Below are 16,445 nucleotides of genomic sequence, written 5' to 3'. Positions count from 1 at the left end.
TCTATTTCCCCTTTCAATCCCGTCACAACTCGTGCTTTGCAACGTCTCTCTATTTTGAATGAACATCTTCTATTTCGAGTGTAAAAGAATTGTCAGTTTGTACGTTTACGCTTTTAGGAATTTTCTGACGGACATTAAGCTTCCCCAGATTCCGATTACGGCACCCATGATGATAAGAATCGCCGACACTTGGTACATGAATGGGCTTGCCGGTAAAAAGTCAACGAATTTAAACGTAATTTGTGGTGATATATAATTGAACAGATTGTAGTAGAGTACTGAAATCAGAGCGATTGGTACAACAGATCCAAGGACTCCCAACCAGAGGCCCTCTAAGAAGAATGGCCAACGAATGAAGTTGTTTGTTGCTCCCACCAATCTCATGATCTCGATTTCTTTTTTCCTAGCGACAATCGTAATTTTAATAGTATTCGAAATTAGGAACATTGCTGTGAATAGCAATCCTAAAATAAGAACAATTCCTATATTCCTAGCAATTTTGACAAAGCTGAATAAATTCTCGACATAGCCTTGTCCATATTTAACGCTTTGAATATACTCGATGTCTTCAATTTTGTTAGCTACCTTAATAACATCTTGAGGTGTTTTCGTCTTGATGATATAAACATCCCGCAAAGGGTTGTCTTGTTCAAATGGCTTAAAGGCATCTCCATTATCACCTAAATCATCGATTAAATTGGTGAGCTCTTCATCCTTAGGGGAGAAAATGACACTATCAATTCCACCAATTGCCATGATTTGCTTGCTGATAGATTGCATATCAGCTTTATCCGCTGCATTATCTATATGTGCACGAATTTCGACATCGTTTTCGACATTACCTGCGATATGATTCAAATTCATCATGATCACTAAAAATACGCCAACCAATGTTAGCGTGACCGTTACAGCACTTACTGATGCAAACGTCATCCAACCATTACGTCCAATGCTTTTAAAGCTTTCACGGAAGTGACGGACGAGTGTTCTAAATTTCATATCCGTATTCACCTCTATGTTCATCGCGAACTATTTTTCCACCCTCGATGGCAATTACACGTCGTTTAAAGTTATTAACGATATCTTTATTATGTGTAGCCATGATGAGCGTCGTTCCGCGCTTGTTTATTTCTTCAAAAATACTCATGATTTCCCACGATGTTTCAGGATCCAGGTTCCCTGTAGGTTCATCGGCAATGACCACCTTAGGGTCATTGACAATCGAACGGGCAATCGCAACCCTCTGTTGTTCCCCACCTGATAACTCTTCAGGGCGCATTCTTGCTTTATGTTTGATCCCTACTAAATCAAGCACTTCCATGACTCTCTTTTTAATGACTTCAGGTTCTTTTTCAATAACTTCCATTGCAAATGCTACATTTTCATAGACTGTGAAAGTTTGAAGGAGTTTGAAATCTTGGAATACCATTCCGATATTACGGCGAAATAGAGGAACTTTCGAATTGCGGATTTTTGGAAGGCTAACACCATTAACCAAGATATTTCCACTTGTCGGCTTTTCTTCCCGATACATCATTTTGATGAAGGTCGATTTGCCGGCTCCACTGGGACCCACTACATATACAAATTCGCCTGGTTGTATTTTTACATTTAATCCGTTGATGGCAATGACGCCATTCGGATAAGTCTTTTTGACATCTATCATCTCTATCATTCTAAAACCACCTAATTTGCTTGTTAACTTATCTATTAAAAGCGTTTTTTTCGACAGCATTTTTTAAATAACGACAGGAATCATTTCGTTTTAAGCACAGGAACATTATAACATCAAAGTTTGTCAAATTAAGAATAAAAATATTACAGTTTCATTTCATTGAGGGTGATAAAGACTTTCTATCTAGTAACAAGGATTTTAATGGAAATAACTGAGGATATTCGGAGGAGGATAGATGAAACGCCCAGCCTAAAGAAGGACGTTTCAGTGGATTTTTACTTGTGTTCTGAAAGCCACTCGGCTACTTTTGATGCTTCATCGCCAAGGATGATCCCTTTTGGCATTCCACCTTGACCCTTCAGGATGATTTCTTCAATTTCATCTTTCGACAAACGAGAACCGACTTCCGTTATATTCGGACCTACGCCGCCTTCAAGATTCACAGCATGACAGCTTGAACATTTGTTTTCATAAATCTTTGCTGCGTCACCAGCACCAGCAGTGGTCGTTTCGTTATTCTCTGCCGGCTCTTTATCTGCGTTATTATCGTCATTGCCCCCGCAAGCTGTAAGTGCAAGAGACGTACCTAATAGTAAAGCTAACCATTTCTTTTTCAATGCACATGCCCCCTTCTTAAGTCTACCAGTACAGAAACATTATACCAATTTCAATCGAGTTTAAAACCCTCCCCTAATACTTCTGATGCGTCCATTACAATCACGAATGCTTTAGGGTCAACGAGTTTAACCAATTGTTTCAATTTGGTGAATTCCGACTGATCGATGACACACATTAAAATCGGACGGGAATCATCCGTATAACCACCATGTCCTGAAATCCGGGTTACACCACGGTCCAGTTCATGTATAATAGCATCCCTCACCTCAGGTTCATTAACCGTGATAATTAATGCCATCTTGGAACGGTTCAATCCAACTTGGACAAGGTTGATTGTCTTGCTCGTCACATATAAACCAATCAAAGCATACAGCCCTTTTTCAATATCAAAAACAATGGCTGCACTTAGCACGATTAATCCATCCATGACGGCAACACACGTACCCAAGGACAAATTCGTATACTTATGTACGATCTGAGCCGCTAGATCGGTTCCCCCTGTGGATGCCTTCCCGCGAAAAACAATACCCAATCCAAGACCGACCATGATACCGCCGCATAGCGAACCGAGTAAAGCATCGTTCGTCCATGCTTCCCAATCCTTTGTCAGGTAAACGACAAAAGGCAGAAACAATGTACCGATAAACGTTTTTGCGCCAAAATTCCTTCCAAGGACAATAAGCCCGGCAATAAATAAAGGGATATTAAAAGCCCACTGAACATAAGCTGGTTCCCATCCTAGCGTCGCGTCCAGGATTGTACTGATCCCGCTGACCCCGCCTGAAGCAACCTGGTTCGGTAGTAAAAATACATTAAATCCAAGTGCAATGATGGCAGAGCCTACCAACACCAATCCATACTCCGTCAAAATTCGTATCAAAGGGTGCTTTGGCTCCCGATATCTCTTTCTCATTCTTGTTGTCTCCTCATAATCCTTCTTTTAAGTTAGTCTTAACCGAAAGTAGTATAGCATCCCCATTCATTCCCTGTAAATAACAGCCAGATGACGTGGTAAAGGATTAATGGAAGAAAAGGATGCAAAAAAACGAACCGAATAAAATCCGGTTCGATTGGTACATCTTATAATTTAGAACGTAAGTAAGCATCGATGAACATATCGATATCCCCATCCATCACTGATCCAAGGTTTCCGGTCTCCGCACTTGTACGGTGATCCTTCACCATGGAATAAGGATGGAAGACGTACGAACGGATTTGGCTTCCCCAGCCAATTTCCTTTTGTTCGCCACGGATTTCATCCAAATCGGCTTGCTGTTGTTCAATTTCACGTTGATATAATTTAGCTTTCAGCATATTCATCGCTTGGGCCTTATTTTTGATTTGCGATCTCTCATTTTGACACGTTACGACCGTATTCGTAGGTAAATGGGTAATCCGAACAGCTGAGTCAGTCGTGTTAATATGCTGTCCGCCGGCTCCACTTGCCCGGTACGTATCGATTTTCAAATCTTCCGTGCGGATTTCTATATTGATCGTTTCATCGAATTCCGGCATGACTTCACATGATACAAACGAAGTATGTCGGCGACCTGATGAATCGAAAGGAGAAATCCGGACAAGACGATGAACGCCTTTTTCCGCTTTCAAATAGCCATATGCGTTATGACCTTTGAATAGTAGCGTTACACTCTTGATTCCTGCCTCATCACCCGGAAGATAATCAAGGGTTTCCACCTTGAATCCGCGTTTTTCGCCCCATCTAGTGTACATGCGAAGCAACATGGAACCCCAATCTTGAGACTCCGTTCCGCCTGCACCAGGATGCAGTTCCAAAATCGCATTTTTCGAATCATACTCTTCGCTTAGTAAAAGTTGTAGTTCAAAGTCATTCATCTTTTGTGAAAGAACCGTGATCTCTTCCACCAACTCGGTCATAAGGTCTTCGTCATTTTCTTCTTTAACCAACTCATACGTCAAATCCAGATTTTCATACGAAGCATTCAACTCAGACAATTGGTCAACTTGTTCTTTTAATGCATTCGTTTCATTGATGACCCCTTGAGCTGTCTGCTGATCATTCCAAAAGTCAGGGTGTGTCATCTCATTTTCCAGTTCTGCTATGCGTGCCTCTTTTTCATCTAAGTCAAAGAGACCCCCTAAAGTCCGTTAATCGTTGCGCTGTTCTTTCTAATTCGTTTCTGATTTCTGCCATTTCCATTTCTATTCACCTCATTAGTATGTTAAAAAAATCCCGAAACGGGATATGTTTCACTGCCAATATACTTCTTGAAAACTATATACAACCATCCACTTTACGTAAACGGAACATGAAAAGAGGCGGTAAGTTCTTATAACTTATCCGTCTCTCCTCCATTATACACCTAATGTCAGGCTAAGTTGCCATGACAATTCTTATATTTTTTCCCGCTGCCACATGGACATAATGCATTTCGCCCGACATCTTCCGACTTACGAGCCGGTGCCTTCTTCACTTTGCCGCCTTCATTTTCTTTCGGATTAACCGCTTGTCCTTTTATGACTTCCTTCCGCTCCAAGTTGTTGCGGATTTCAGCTTTCATGATGTACTTAGTGACTTCATCTTCCATCGAAGCAATCATGCTTTCAAACATCGTAAATCCTTCAGATTGGTATTCACGAAGAGGATCGATTTGACCATATGCACGTAAGTGAATCCCTTGACGCAATTGCTCCATCGCATCGATATGGTCCATCCACTTGCTGTCCACCGCACGAAGTACGATAACTTTTTCAAACTCACGCATTTGGTCTTCAGCAAGCTCAGCTTCTTTTTGGTCATAATTATCTTTGACTTTTCCTAAAACGAACTCAACCAATTCCGATTCATCTTTGCCTTCCAAATCGGCGATGGTGATCTCACCTTCTTGGAACAGATTACCGTTCAAGTAATCGACAAGCCCTTGTAGATTCCAGCCCTCTTCATCGCCCATAGGAGCAAAAGCTGCGACATTACGCTGGATGGATGCCGTGATCATCGTTTCGACAATTTCACGTAAGTTTTCACTTTCCATTACATCGAAACGCTGTTTGTAGATGATTTCACGTTGCTGACGAAGAACATCATCATACTGCAGCAATTGTTTACGAGAATCGAAGTTATTGCCTTCTACCCGTTTCTGAGCGGATTCAACGGCTCTTGACACCATTTTGCTTTGAATAGGCTGGGAATCATCCATGCCAAGACGCGCCATCATGCTCTTCATATTATCCGAACCAAAGCGACGCATCAATTCATCTTCCATGGAAAGATAGAACTGAGTGACCCCTGGATCTCCTTGACGTCCGGAACGACCACGAAGCTGGTTATCGATTCGGCGACTTTCATGACGCTCCGTACCGATGACAGCAAGTCCGCCCACTTCTTTGACACCTTCGCCTAGCTTGATATCCGTACCACGTCCGGCCATATTCGTAGCGATCGTAACCGCGCCTTTATTCCCCGCATTCAAGATGATTTCTGCTTCACGCTCATGGTTCTTCGCATTCAACACGTTATGAGGAATGCCTTTTTTCGTTAAATAATTGGAGATGATTTCCGAAGTCTCAATGGCGACTGTACCAACTAGTACTGGCTGTCCTTTTTCATGACGCTCCGCAATATCTTCCACGACTGCTTTGAATTTCCCGTCCATTGACGCATAAATAAGATCTGGGCGGTCATCCCGGACGATATCCCGGTTAGTAGGAATCGCGATAACATTCATATTATAGATGTTACGGAATTCCTCTTCTTCCGTCTTAGCCGTCCCCGTCATACCAGACAGCTTTTCATACATCCTGAAGTAGTTCTGGAAGGTGATCGTCGCAAGGGTCATGCTTTCATTCTGAATTTCAAGCCCTTCTTTTGCTTCAATGGCCTGATGAAGACCTTCACTGTAACGGCGACCTTTCATTAAACGGCCCGTAAACTGGTCAACGATGACAATCTCACCGTCTTGGACCACATAATCCACATCCAGGTGCATGGCAACATGTGCTTTCAATGCCTGATTGATATGATGGTTCAAGGTCACATGCGTGATATCGAATAAATTATCGATATTGAACGCTCTTTCCGCCCTGTTCATGCCTTCTTCAGTCAACTGAACGCCTTTCGTTTTCTCATCATATGTGTAATCCGTATCTTTTTTCAGGGTACGTACGAACGCATTCGCCTGGATATAGAGCTGGGCTGATTTTTGTGCCGCACCCGAAATGATCAATGGCGTTCTCGCTTCATCGACCAAGATAGAATCGACTTCATCGATGACCGCATAATGCAAAGGTCGCTGTACCATTTGTTCTTTATATAACACCATATTGTCACGCAAGTAATCGAAACCTAATTCATTATTCGTGCTATACGTAATATCCGCATTGTACGCTTCTTGTTTCTCTTCTTTAGAATGACTGTTCAAATTCAAGCCGACAGACAACCCGAGGAAATTGTATAAAACGCCCATTTCATTCGCATCACGTTGCGCCAGGTATTCATTGACGGTCACGACATGTACGCCTTTACCAGTAATCGCATTTAAATAAACAGGCAGGGTTGAAGTCAACGTTTTACCTTCACCTGTTTTCATTTCAGATATATTACCATCATGAAGGGACGCACCACCCATGATTTGAACGCGGAATGGATACATGCCAAGGGCCCGTTTTGCTCCTTCACGTACAACCGCAAAAGCCTCCACCAACAAATCATCCACGGTTTCCCCGTTTTGATAACGTGTCTTGAACTCTTCCGTTTTGGCAGCCAGCTTCTCGTCCGACAACCCAGCCATTTCATCCGCCAGCGCTTCTACCTGATCTGCCACTTTCTCTAACCGCTTAAGTTCTCGCTTATTCGGATCAAAAACTTTATTTAATATATTAAGCATTCATTAACGCTCCTCTATTGGGAAAATGATCATTCAATATCGTTCATTCATATAAGTAAGAAGGAACACACCTTCTGCCGATGATAGTCTAGTGTTAATTTTACCACTTCTATTCTTGAGGTACAACTTCATGTCACTCAATCCCTTATGGGTCAGAAATCACTTCTTGCGAAAAACAATGGATAAAACAGGGCAAAAACTGTTAAAATAGAGGGAAGATTTAAAATACATAGTGTAAGAACCCATGTTTACACTGCTAGTCTTTATAAAAGGCTATATATCTCAACTACTAATTTAGTAGATTCTTTAATAGACAATTGATGCCTTTAGCCAATAAACCTGGTAATAGAAGACATGGTAAGTGGGTTAGAAAAGCTCATTCTGCGGGATAAATAGAACTAGTTTCGAGGTGGTAATGATGATCGGTGAGCGTGTTAAAAAGCTGCGGGAAGAAAAGAAAATGTCGATGACTGAACTAGCCGAAAAAGCCGGCGTAGCCAAGTCTTACTTAAGTTCGCTCGAACGGAACTTACAAACGAATCCTTCCATTCAATTTCTGGAAAAGATTTCTGCAGTGCTTCATGTTCCTGTTGATGCCCTTCTTTACGATGCCCCCAACAAGGAAATCCTGGATACCGACTGGATAAAAATCGTTGAAGATGCCATGCATTCAGGCGTTTCAAAACAACAATTCCGAGAATTCATTGAATTTAACAAATGGAAAAAGAATAACGAATAGCATAATACCAATCTATTTAAGCAGAACAAAAGCATCCCCATAAACAGCGATGATCCTTTACTGTTTATGGGGATGCTTTCCACATCTTTTTCATTTTTCGTGATTCTCCTTCAATGATTCCTGCGCAAAATAATCACGAATCTCCTCTTTCGTCAATCCCAAGCTTTTTGCCTCTAAAATCAACGTCATCCACTCTTGATCCATTTCAGCTGTAATCATTTTATTAACCTCCTAAAATACTACCTTGTATTTCAGGCAGACCAGCCATCATAGCCACTTACAGCCTTAGACCTGTGCCTTTGCGCCCCCACCTTTCGATAAGTTTGCCTTTGTCAGGATAAATATTACTAAATACATGGTTTACAATCTTATTATAGGGAATACACCCTACATATGTTGCTAGTTTATGTCGCCACCTAACTAAAATAATGAAATTTTTATCGACAAATAGTAACAATATTTAGAAAATTAAGTGCATAGTAATATCAAGTTCGTTTATTTATAAAATAAAAGACCTTGCTCTTTTCATTCAGGCGATGAGACATATTAATCCGCTCCATCGATAACGCATCAAAGGCTTTTAGCACGGTCAAATCTTCGCCGCAGGTCGGACAAAGCCAGTTACCACTTTCCGAACTACTAAACGAAGCCCTATTACATGTATGGCAATTTTTCCGAAACAACCTTCCATCCCCTCTGCACCTAAATTTAATAACCGTTCGTTTTAAAGAACCTATAAGCCAATTATATGACAAATTAAGGGAGTAGAGAAATGGGTACAAAATGCTATTTTTCTTGAAAAAGAACAATAAATGTTCATTATTAAGAAAATAAGCTATATTTACTTTGCCTATTATTTTATTGAGAACACCTAGGATGACAAGGGCTGATTCATTGATTTAGTTTCGCTTTTGGTAATTAACTATGTAACCTTATACCTATACTGATATTGATAAATAGAAAAAAGATAGATACACTAAAAAGCACCGCCCAGAAATGTGGGCGGCGCTTGGTTAATTCTACTATTCAATTAACTTGGTTCTATTAATCCGTATCGTCCATCTTTACGGCGATACACGACATTGGTTGTATTAGTATCCGCATTCGTGTAGACGAAAAAGCTGTGACCAAGCATATTCATTTGCAGAATCGCCTCTTCACTGTCCATCGGCTTCAAATCAAAGCGCTTGTTACGGACCACTTCAATATCACTGTCATCCTCGAATTCATCCACTTCATCTAGTTCTGTAGCAAAAGCGAATGCCTCTGGAGTATTTGATAAGTTATTGCGGAATTTACGATTGACCTTCGTTTTATGTTTACGAATTTGGCGTTCAAGCTTGTCATTAATCAAATCAATTGCGGCATACATGTCCGCATTTTCCTCTTCAGCGCGAAGAACCAAATTCTGCATGGGAATCGTCACTTCGACCTTAGACGTATTGTTGTTCACTTTCAAATTCACTAGCACATTTGCATCTGGCGTATTGTTAAAATATCTTTCTAACTTGCCAATTTTCTTTTCGACGTATTCTCGAATTGCTGGAGTTACCTCAATGTTTTCACCGCGTACGTTGTAATTCATAAAGTGAGTCCTCCTTAAATTAAGACTATACAGTTAGATTCTACAATACCCCTCCGGTCTCCTTTAGAAACACATCATGAAATATGTCGAAATTATGAAACAATTGTCGGAAGGTTTGAAAAAGGTTGATGTCTACCTTAGTTCTATTATAACAAACACTCCCCAATAATGAAAAAATTAGCCATCGCAATTTACATAATTTTTAGAAAAAAATATACACAAAAACCGTTTGAAATTCAAACGGTTAGGGTAACGGATTAATTCTTTTTATCATAGAACATGCCATCAGTGGCAAGGTTCTCGTAAGGATTCGTATATTTATTCGAAGATTTCTTCTTCTGATTCAGTTCCTTTATATCTCGCTGTATCTCTTGCTTTTGGAGCACCAACAATTGATCGACCTGCTGATTCAGAAGCATGGATTGACGCCCCAGTTGGAGCTCTTCATCAGAAAAAGGCGGCTTGATGTGCGAAAGGAACTCTTCACGCCGCTCAAGCAACTCTGTTATTCTAGTGATTCGGTCATCGCGTTCGACAATCTTCTTGTCTTGCAATACGGTTAGCAGTTCTCTAGTTACATCATGAAAATGTTGAAGCATCATCAGACTTGACCACTTTGGACGAATTGTTTTTGACGGTTCAACTGAATCGCTTCTTTCCACGTGTTACGGAAGTCGGTAACAAGACCTTCGACTTCTTCTAGAGCAACAATGTCATTCTTCAAATTCGCGTCAATCAGGCGTCGGTTCATATAATCATAGAGGCTCATCAAATCTTTCGAGACAGCAACATCCATGTTCAAGGTCACCATCAATTCATGAATGATGTTTTGCGCCTTTATGAGATTCATATTCTTCTCTTCGATTTTACCCGCTTCAATGGCTTTTTTACCAAGTAGAATGAACTTCAGGCATCCGTTATAAAGCATAAGTGTAAGCTCTCCCGGAGACGCTGTATTCACTGAATTTTGTTGATAGGACTGGTATGGATTATTAATGGCCATTTCTTTTATTCTTCCTTTCTTACTTAACTAAAATATTGCGATAAACTGGAACTTTGACTATTAGCTTTCGATATCGCTTTCTCCATGGCTGTGAACTGATTATAGTAACGAGTTTCAAGTTTGATTAACTTTGCCTCGAATGCGGAGATTCTTGTATCCAATCCATTGATTGATTTCCCGATGGTGAAATTATTATTTACATACCCAGCCTTACCGGCTTTTTCTGTAATCACCTTCATGGATGATTGGATATCAGTACGCAGACGACGTGCCAGACCTTGTGAACTTTTATCGACACCATTCCCCTCTTTCATGAACAAATTATAAATCGCATTCGGATCTTCAGAAATGGCCTTACGCAAATTATCCTCGTCAATGGTTAATTTACCACCTTCTAAGTAATTCTTAGTTGTGGTGATCCCTAGCTTACTTAAATTGTTGTTTCCTGTTACACCGTCTACTGACGTATAAAGGGAAGACCGCATCGTCGTCAGAAGACTTTTTAGCGTTGAATCATTTTTCAACGTCCCACTCTTCGCCTTTTCCTCCCAAAGCTTCACTTCATCCTCGGTCATGGCCTTCTTTTGCTCCGTTGTAAGGGGCGTGTACGAGCGATATTTCGTTTCACTAGTCTTGTCTTGGACTTTTTTGATGATTTCATTGTATTTGTTCACGAACTGAGTGACCGTATCTAAAATGGTGTCCACATCAGGTTTGGAAGAGAAAGTGACCGGGCCATCCGTCTTATCTTTCAAAGTGAATTCAGCACCATTAAGATTGAAAACATTCGAACTTCTTGTGATTTCTAGTCCATTGTAGGTAAGGGTCGCATTTATCCCACTCGTTCCGTTTGATTTTTCTTTTGCTTTGTCATTATCTGCATCCATCTTTAGAGTCTCCGTAAAAAAGTCTCCGGTTAATATGATTTCTGCATTACTCACAATATCGCCGGTATTTTTTGCTGTGAATGACATTTGACCGGATTGCTTATCATAGAAAGCAGTAACCTCAGTATTAGAATTAATTTTAGAAATTAGGCTATCTAGAGTATCTTCAGCAGCAATGGTGATTTTTTTTTTCTCGCCTAGTTCCCCATTTTTATCAATTGCCTGGATATAAATATCTTTTTCGGCTTCTCCTTCAGCTAAAACCTTGGCTTTAGGATCAAGGGAAAGTGAAGTATGGTTTTTCATAGTAGCCGCAACCGCTAAATTCTGTACTTCTATCGTTCCAGCAAAATCTGTAGTTGAATTTATATTTTTAATGCCAATCGCATTCTGGTTAGAAATTGTTACCGTCTTTTTTATAAATGAAGATTGTTTCCCCACTCCATCGCGTATTAGTGTATCCAATTCAGATAAGGCTGTATTGACCGATCGATAATCATCCCGTTGCCACTCAGAATATTGTTTCTTCTGCGTTAATTTATCCAAAGGCACTCGTTCTGCCTGCATCATACTTTTCACTATTTCATCTATATCCATTCCACTCGCTAATCCACTGACACGTACCATCATTCATCACCCGCTTATATTTTTTCGTCGACCATTATCCCGACAAATTCCGTCATTGCCGCATAAAAGTCCAGAAGCTTTTTTGGAGGAATTTCTCTAATTGTTTCATTCGTAACGTCATCAACGACCTTGACATAATACTCGTCCAGTTTTTCATGATATTCAAACCGAACAGCTGTATGTGCCGGGTTTAGAAAGGTATTTAGACTCTCAGTTACCTCCTGAACCTTTTCCTTTGTTGGCTTGTCATTCGTCTCTACGCTTTGTTCTGAATATGCGACTGTATTGAGCTCTCTCTGATAATACGTACTGATTCCCTCTGAAATTGCTGTTCTAAGTTGCGAGGAAAGAATATTCGTCGATAAACTCTCCAACATCACTTTTTCCCCCAATAAGATATCTTTACTTTTTATATCGGTATTTGCCGGTTTATATTTAGTGATTGAAATGGGGTTATGTAGATTTAGCGATTATCAGATTAGGTTGAAAAAGACCCTAGCTAAAATCTAGGATCTGCACCATACCAAAATATTAAGTAGCTACTTCTAATTAATGAATACTTCTATTGCTAATGTTTAATTATTTTATTATTTATGGTTCTTCCACTAACTCAACCTTATATATTTTCCCATTTATCAATCCAGTAATCTCAGTTACCGATAATGGTGCTGTCTCGGAAATGTCCACACCTAATGTTCCGTCAGCTTTCACACCGTAACTTTTACTATCAACCACTACCTTGTATTTCTTTGTATTCGTTAACCCTAAAATTTTTCCATCACCAGCAATTAGACCAGTTAGGGAGTCATTTGAAAGAATAACTTTGGTTGGCGGTTTGATATTCTTTTCAGTTAGTGTTAGTTGTTTGAACTTAACCACTCTATCACCGTCTAATTCATAAACACCTAAGTATTTATTGGTGGTTGCATCTACACCTGTAATATCAATTGGACTTGTTGGTAATGAGCGTAAATTTGTTAAGTACACCTTAGAATATAACTTAGGGGGATCTATTGAAACTGAAGAAACTTTATAGTAAATTTTATTCTCTGTTTTTTTAGTTGGTGATGCTTTCAATTGAGTGCCCTCTATTGAGGCTTTTGCTACTGAAGCAGTTAATGCTGGTGCATTAGTGGCCTTAATAGCTTGAACAACAATTGAATCTTTAAAGCCTGTAGCTTTAACAATAATCGTGAAATTTATATCACTTTCGAAATTTTCTTGATTCTCTTTTAAGAATGTCAAGATAGTTTGATTACTGATGGTAATTTTCCCGCTTGCAACCTTATAATCCCCTGAAATCTTTCCATCTGCACCTTTTGAAATTTTCTTTAATCTTTTAGCTTTTTCGTAATTATCTTCAAGATTTTTTATTTTTAATGTCACTTCTAGGTAGGTTGCCGTAAGTAATGCTCCTGATTTATCGGCAAAAGGGATGCTAACGTCTTTTCCAACGGCTGCATTTTTCATATCTGTAAAGCCAGGGTCAATTGTCCCAAGTTTAATAATACCAGGAGAGTAGCTATTTAAAGCATCATCTTCTACAACAATCTTAATATTTTTCCCCGGCTGAGCTTCTTTTAACTTAATAGAAAAGTTACCCGTTGTGGAACCTTTAGTTGCTTTTTTAGTTACCGTTTCTCCAATCAATGTATACTTGTCGTCATTATCTACACTATAAGCTTTCACCGTTGAATTCGGAATGGCTTTTCCTTTGTATTCCTTCGAAGCAGGATTAATGGAGTCAAGCCCCAATTTGTCTTTCTCCATCGCATAACCTAAATCTACCGGGGAACCCAACTCTACATACATAAAGGGAAAGTTATTCTGGCCTGCTAGGACTTTTACCGAGTATTTGGTGTTTTTATTTTTCCCGTCTGGATCAACAATGATATCGTAGGTACTAGCAGGGACATATGCTTTAAAAACACCCTTATCGTTAGCTTGTGTAGTCCATGCTGTAGTTTTGTTTTTTATTATGACCTTTGCATTTTTTGAAACATGACCACTGATTTTTCCGGATTTCTTTGGATCGACACTTTCGGAGTCAGGCAGAGCAATTGCTTTAACCTTTGTTGCTTTGGTACTCGCTTTAATCGTTACAAAACTTGTCACGCTTAAATCTTTAGTTACTTTTGCAGTGATGGCATATTTGCCTGGATTAAGAGGTTCTGATTTTAACGCCGCAGTACCATTATTTACTCCACTATTATATTCGAATCCCCAAATTGATTTATAATTAACAATCCCTCCCTTAAATTCAGTTAGATTCTGGAATACTACCTTATCAGATTGCACAAATGTTTTTCCATCATCATCTAACAAACTATAATCGATTGAACCTGTTAATGGTTTTACAGTCGCCGCTTCAACCACTTTATCCATTAAAAAGAATACAGAAGAAAACAGTGTTACTACTATTCCAAGTGCAAGAGTTTTATTAAAGGATAATTTCCTTTTGGTCAAAATCATTATTTATACCGCCTCTTAATTATTTTTTGAATATTTAAATCTATGTACTTATTTTCCTCCCTTCCCTACTATTTTCATATAGATTACTTCTATTCATACATCGGTATAAATTTGGAATTCATTAGCACTTTTACCTGTTTTTTATCGAACAAGATGTGCTGCCGACTACATGAAGCAAGAGCGTTTTGGGTCTATGTTCAGCCATAGCGACTATCTATTAGTGAGTCAGAGGGCGGAAAAAATGCATCGTGATGCCGTGAGGGATTGGTTATCAAAGGTTTCAGTGGAGCTAGGGTTCAAAATGCATCCTATTCTAGAGATTGCTTTAGAAGAACTGTTTAAGAAGAATAGGCGGTAAATGAGTAGCATGAGTAGCTGCACGTTGTCCTCACTTCCAGCGGCAATTCTGATTCTATCCCGTTTCAACTGAATAAATGATTCATGTACGATGTCTTTAGTTCTTAGAAAATTGTTGTAAACCTTTAGACTATTAACCTTTTTGTTAATGGTTGAAACAGCATAGCCCTCCTTCATCAAACGTTCCTTGTACCTAACAAATGAGAAGCGGGATAGAACTGGAACATCCTTCAATTTCTCTTGCAAATATGATTGGAACCCTTTGACATCGTTCACATAAGATTCGATTGTTTTGGCTGCTTTGCCCTCTGTAAATAGCCATTGACTAAACTCATCTATCCCCAAGAATGATTCCCCTCCAAAAGTGAAAAAAGGCTATTGATTTATGTAGTTCTACACCAGTAGCCTTTTACTTTTTCTTTGTATTCATTTTTTCAGTTCCTTTCTTAACCGCTCACGACAGTTATATAATAATGTCAGCAGTTTTTTTATACAGAAATCATTCCATTTCTTTGCAATTCATGCATTCTGCGAAACGGGATACAAGTCCTAAAAGTTTTGTCGTAAGATTGCAGAAAGAAATATCGTGAATCTCGCTTGTAAGTGCGGCTTAATCGACATAGAACTCATATGCAATTTGTCCCCCATTCCTAATGCAAACTTGATACAGTTTCTTTTTCGTTTTCTCATCCAATACAAAACCTGCTATCCACTCATAGTCCTTAACATCCACAAAGGAAAGGGTTTCAATTAGCAATGGATCAGGTAGCTTTACCAATTGTTCCGTTAGGATGAGCAAACCATCAATTTCTTCATGATAGCATCATAAGCTTAATAACCTACATCTTCCCTTTTGACCTCAATGTTAAGTATTTTTTTCATCGTTCCAGCAACCAGTCTAAATGCTTCATCTTTTCTCCTCCTAATAATAGAAATAGCCCTTACTCCGACAATCTAAGTAGAGGCTAGAAGCTTGTTCTTGAACACATAGTGCCCTTTGAACAAACGTACATTCTATGATAATAATATATATCTGAATACACAATCATTACTGTTAGACACAGGGAATTTGTTTTCAACATTTCTCATCTTTCGGTGCATTGACTACTAAAAAGTGGACTTTAGGGGCCCATTCAATTTTCCCTATCTGCCCAGGAAAAGAAAAAGTTTTAAACAAATTTATAGCCTTTAAGTTGTCTCCAATCCCCTTGTACCAATGTAAATACTGTCCCTAATTGTGGTTTTACCCTAATTCTATCTTCGGTATCTTTGCTATCATATGCAGTAAAGTACAAATCTCCAGCAACTTCTTTTTGAAAGATAACCTTTTTGAAGTTCCAATCCCTTTTAAGCAAATTTCTGATATTTTCTACTCTTTTTTCGTCATACATCCAATCAATCCTCTCAATAATCATTCATTCCTTTCAGTATATATATATAAAAGGAACCCTAGTAAAACTATAGTCCCTTCCAAATAATCTAAAATTAACGAAGAAGTTGTAAAACTCGTTGTGATTGTTGATTTGCTTGAGCCACATAGCTTGTGCTACTTGAGAAAGAATATAATTCTTAGTTTGATTTATCATTTCTTTAGCAGCCGTGAGAACATTTACTTTCATA

The 16,445-nt window shown here is 39.1% G+C and carries 18 protein-coding genes and 1 riboswitch; of the genes, 1 reads left to right on the top strand and 17 read right to left on the bottom strand.

Annotated features, from left to right (window positions below; translation table 11 throughout):
• Positions 1–105: 105 nt before the first annotated feature.
• The 6 genes from ftsX to secA all read right to left on the bottom strand — a co-directional run bounded on the left by ftsX (position 106) and on the right by secA (position 7,155).
• A complete protein-coding gene (ftsX, locus tag ACIQXN_RS04855) occupies positions 106–999 on the bottom strand; it encodes a permease-like cell division protein FtsX (protein ID WP_402962399.1) in 894 nt (297 codons plus the stop codon).
• On the bottom strand, positions 989–1,675 hold the full coding sequence (ftsE, locus tag ACIQXN_RS04850) for a cell division ATP-binding protein FtsE (RefSeq protein ID WP_402962395.1): 687 nt from the start codon (positions 1,673–1,675) through the stop codon (positions 989–991). Before ftsE ends, ftsX begins: the two co-directional genes overlap by 11 nt.
• Before the next feature lie 275 nt (positions 1,676–1,950).
• Positions 1,951–2,292, bottom strand: coding sequence for a cytochrome c551 (gene cccB, locus ACIQXN_RS04845; protein WP_402962391.1), 342 nt, complete (start codon positions 2,290–2,292; stop codon positions 1,951–1,953).
• 50 nt (positions 2,293–2,342) lie between these two features.
• Positions 2,343–3,206 carry a YitT family protein gene (locus ACIQXN_RS04840; RefSeq protein ID WP_402962389.1) on the bottom strand — a complete coding sequence of 288 codons (864 nt, stop codon included), beginning with the start codon at positions 3,204–3,206 and terminating at the stop codon, positions 2,343–2,345.
• A gap of 167 nt (positions 3,207–3,373) precedes the next feature.
• Positions 3,374–4,472 (bottom strand): peptide chain release factor 2 gene (gene prfB, locus ACIQXN_RS04835; RefSeq protein ID WP_402962386.1). Its coding sequence is split into 2 segments (ribosomal slippage): positions 3,374–4,399 and positions 4,401–4,472, totalling 1,098 coding nucleotides; the frame shifts between segments, so codons are not numbered across the junction.
• Positions 4,473–4,641: 169 nt separating this feature from the next.
• Complete coding sequence (gene secA / locus ACIQXN_RS04830) at positions 4,642–7,155, bottom strand: preprotein translocase subunit SecA (RefSeq protein WP_402962383.1); 2,514 nt, start codon at positions 7,153–7,155, stop codon at positions 4,642–4,644.
• A gap of 418 nt (positions 7,156–7,573) precedes the next feature.
• On the opposite strand from secA, the gene ACIQXN_RS04825 reads away from it, so the two are divergent.
• On the top strand, positions 7,574–7,894 hold the full coding sequence (locus ACIQXN_RS04825; protein WP_402963335.1) for a helix-turn-helix domain-containing protein: 321 nt from the start codon (positions 7,574–7,576) through the stop codon (positions 7,892–7,894).
• A 90-nt stretch (positions 7,895–7,984) separates the two neighbouring features.
• Here the strand turns inward: ACIQXN_RS04825 and ACIQXN_RS04820 are convergent, their stop codons facing one another.
• From ACIQXN_RS04820 to ACIQXN_RS04770, 11 genes are all read right to left on the bottom strand, one after another.
• Positions 7,985–8,113: an anti-repressor SinI family protein gene (locus tag ACIQXN_RS04820; RefSeq protein ID WP_402962381.1), complete on the bottom strand. Its 129-nt coding sequence runs from the start codon at positions 8,111–8,113 to the stop codon at positions 7,985–7,987.
• A gap of 32 nt (positions 8,114–8,145) precedes the next feature.
• A riboswitch (cyclic di-GMP riboswitch) is annotated at positions 8,146–8,232 on the bottom strand.
• Between the two features lie 147 nt (positions 8,233–8,379).
• Positions 8,380–8,577: a hypothetical protein gene (locus ACIQXN_RS04815; RefSeq protein ID WP_402962379.1), complete on the bottom strand. Its 198-nt coding sequence runs from the start codon at positions 8,575–8,577 to the stop codon at positions 8,380–8,382.
• Positions 8,578–8,924: 347 nt separating this feature from the next.
• Complete coding sequence (gene hpf / locus ACIQXN_RS04810; protein ID WP_402962377.1) at positions 8,925–9,479, bottom strand: ribosome hibernation-promoting factor, HPF/YfiA family; 555 nt, start codon at positions 9,477–9,479, stop codon at positions 8,925–8,927.
• A gap of 257 nt (positions 9,480–9,736) precedes the next feature.
• Positions 9,737–10,081: a flagellar protein FliT gene (fliT, locus tag ACIQXN_RS04805; RefSeq protein ID WP_402962375.1), complete on the bottom strand. Its 345-nt coding sequence runs from the start codon at positions 10,079–10,081 to the stop codon at positions 9,737–9,739.
• Positions 10,081–10,482, bottom strand: coding sequence for a flagellar export chaperone FliS (fliS, locus tag ACIQXN_RS04800; protein ID WP_402962373.1), 402 nt, complete (start codon positions 10,480–10,482; stop codon positions 10,081–10,083). The genes fliT and fliS overlap by 1 nt, the downstream gene beginning before the upstream one ends.
• Before the next feature lie 23 nt (positions 10,483–10,505).
• Complete coding sequence (locus ACIQXN_RS04795) at positions 10,506–11,999, bottom strand: flagellar hook-associated protein 2 (protein ID WP_402962371.1); 1,494 nt, start codon at positions 11,997–11,999, stop codon at positions 10,506–10,508.
• Positions 12,000–12,010: 11 nt separating this feature from the next.
• A complete protein-coding gene (flaG, locus tag ACIQXN_RS04790; RefSeq protein WP_402962369.1) occupies positions 12,011–12,373 on the bottom strand; it encodes a flagellar protein FlaG in 363 nt (120 codons plus the stop codon).
• A gap of 214 nt (positions 12,374–12,587) precedes the next feature.
• Positions 12,588–14,468: a hypothetical protein gene (locus ACIQXN_RS04785; protein ID WP_402962367.1), complete on the bottom strand. Its 1,881-nt coding sequence runs from the start codon at positions 14,466–14,468 to the stop codon at positions 12,588–12,590.
• 225 nt (positions 14,469–14,693) lie between these two features.
• Positions 14,694–15,170, bottom strand: coding sequence for a site-specific integrase (locus ACIQXN_RS04780; protein ID WP_402962365.1), 477 nt, complete (start codon positions 15,168–15,170; stop codon positions 14,694–14,696).
• Positions 15,171–15,435: 265 nt separating this feature from the next.
• Entirely contained in the window at positions 15,436–15,624 is a 189-nt protein-coding gene (locus ACIQXN_RS04775; protein WP_402962363.1) for a hypothetical protein, read from the bottom strand.
• Positions 15,625–15,994: 370 nt separating this feature from the next.
• The gene (locus ACIQXN_RS04770) at positions 15,995–16,216 is read right to left on the bottom strand and encodes a hypothetical protein (protein ID WP_402962361.1); all 222 of its coding nucleotides are present in this window, start codon (positions 16,214–16,216) and stop codon (positions 15,995–15,997) included.
• Positions 16,217–16,445: the final 229 nt, after the last annotated feature.

The organism is Peribacillus sp. NPDC097295 (assembly GCF_044761665.1).
Taxonomy (GTDB): Bacteria; Bacillota; Bacilli; order Bacillales; family DSM-1321; genus Peribacillus.
The sequence above is the reverse complement of the archived record's forward strand: the minus strand, read 5'-3'. Positions and strand labels throughout refer to the sequence as shown.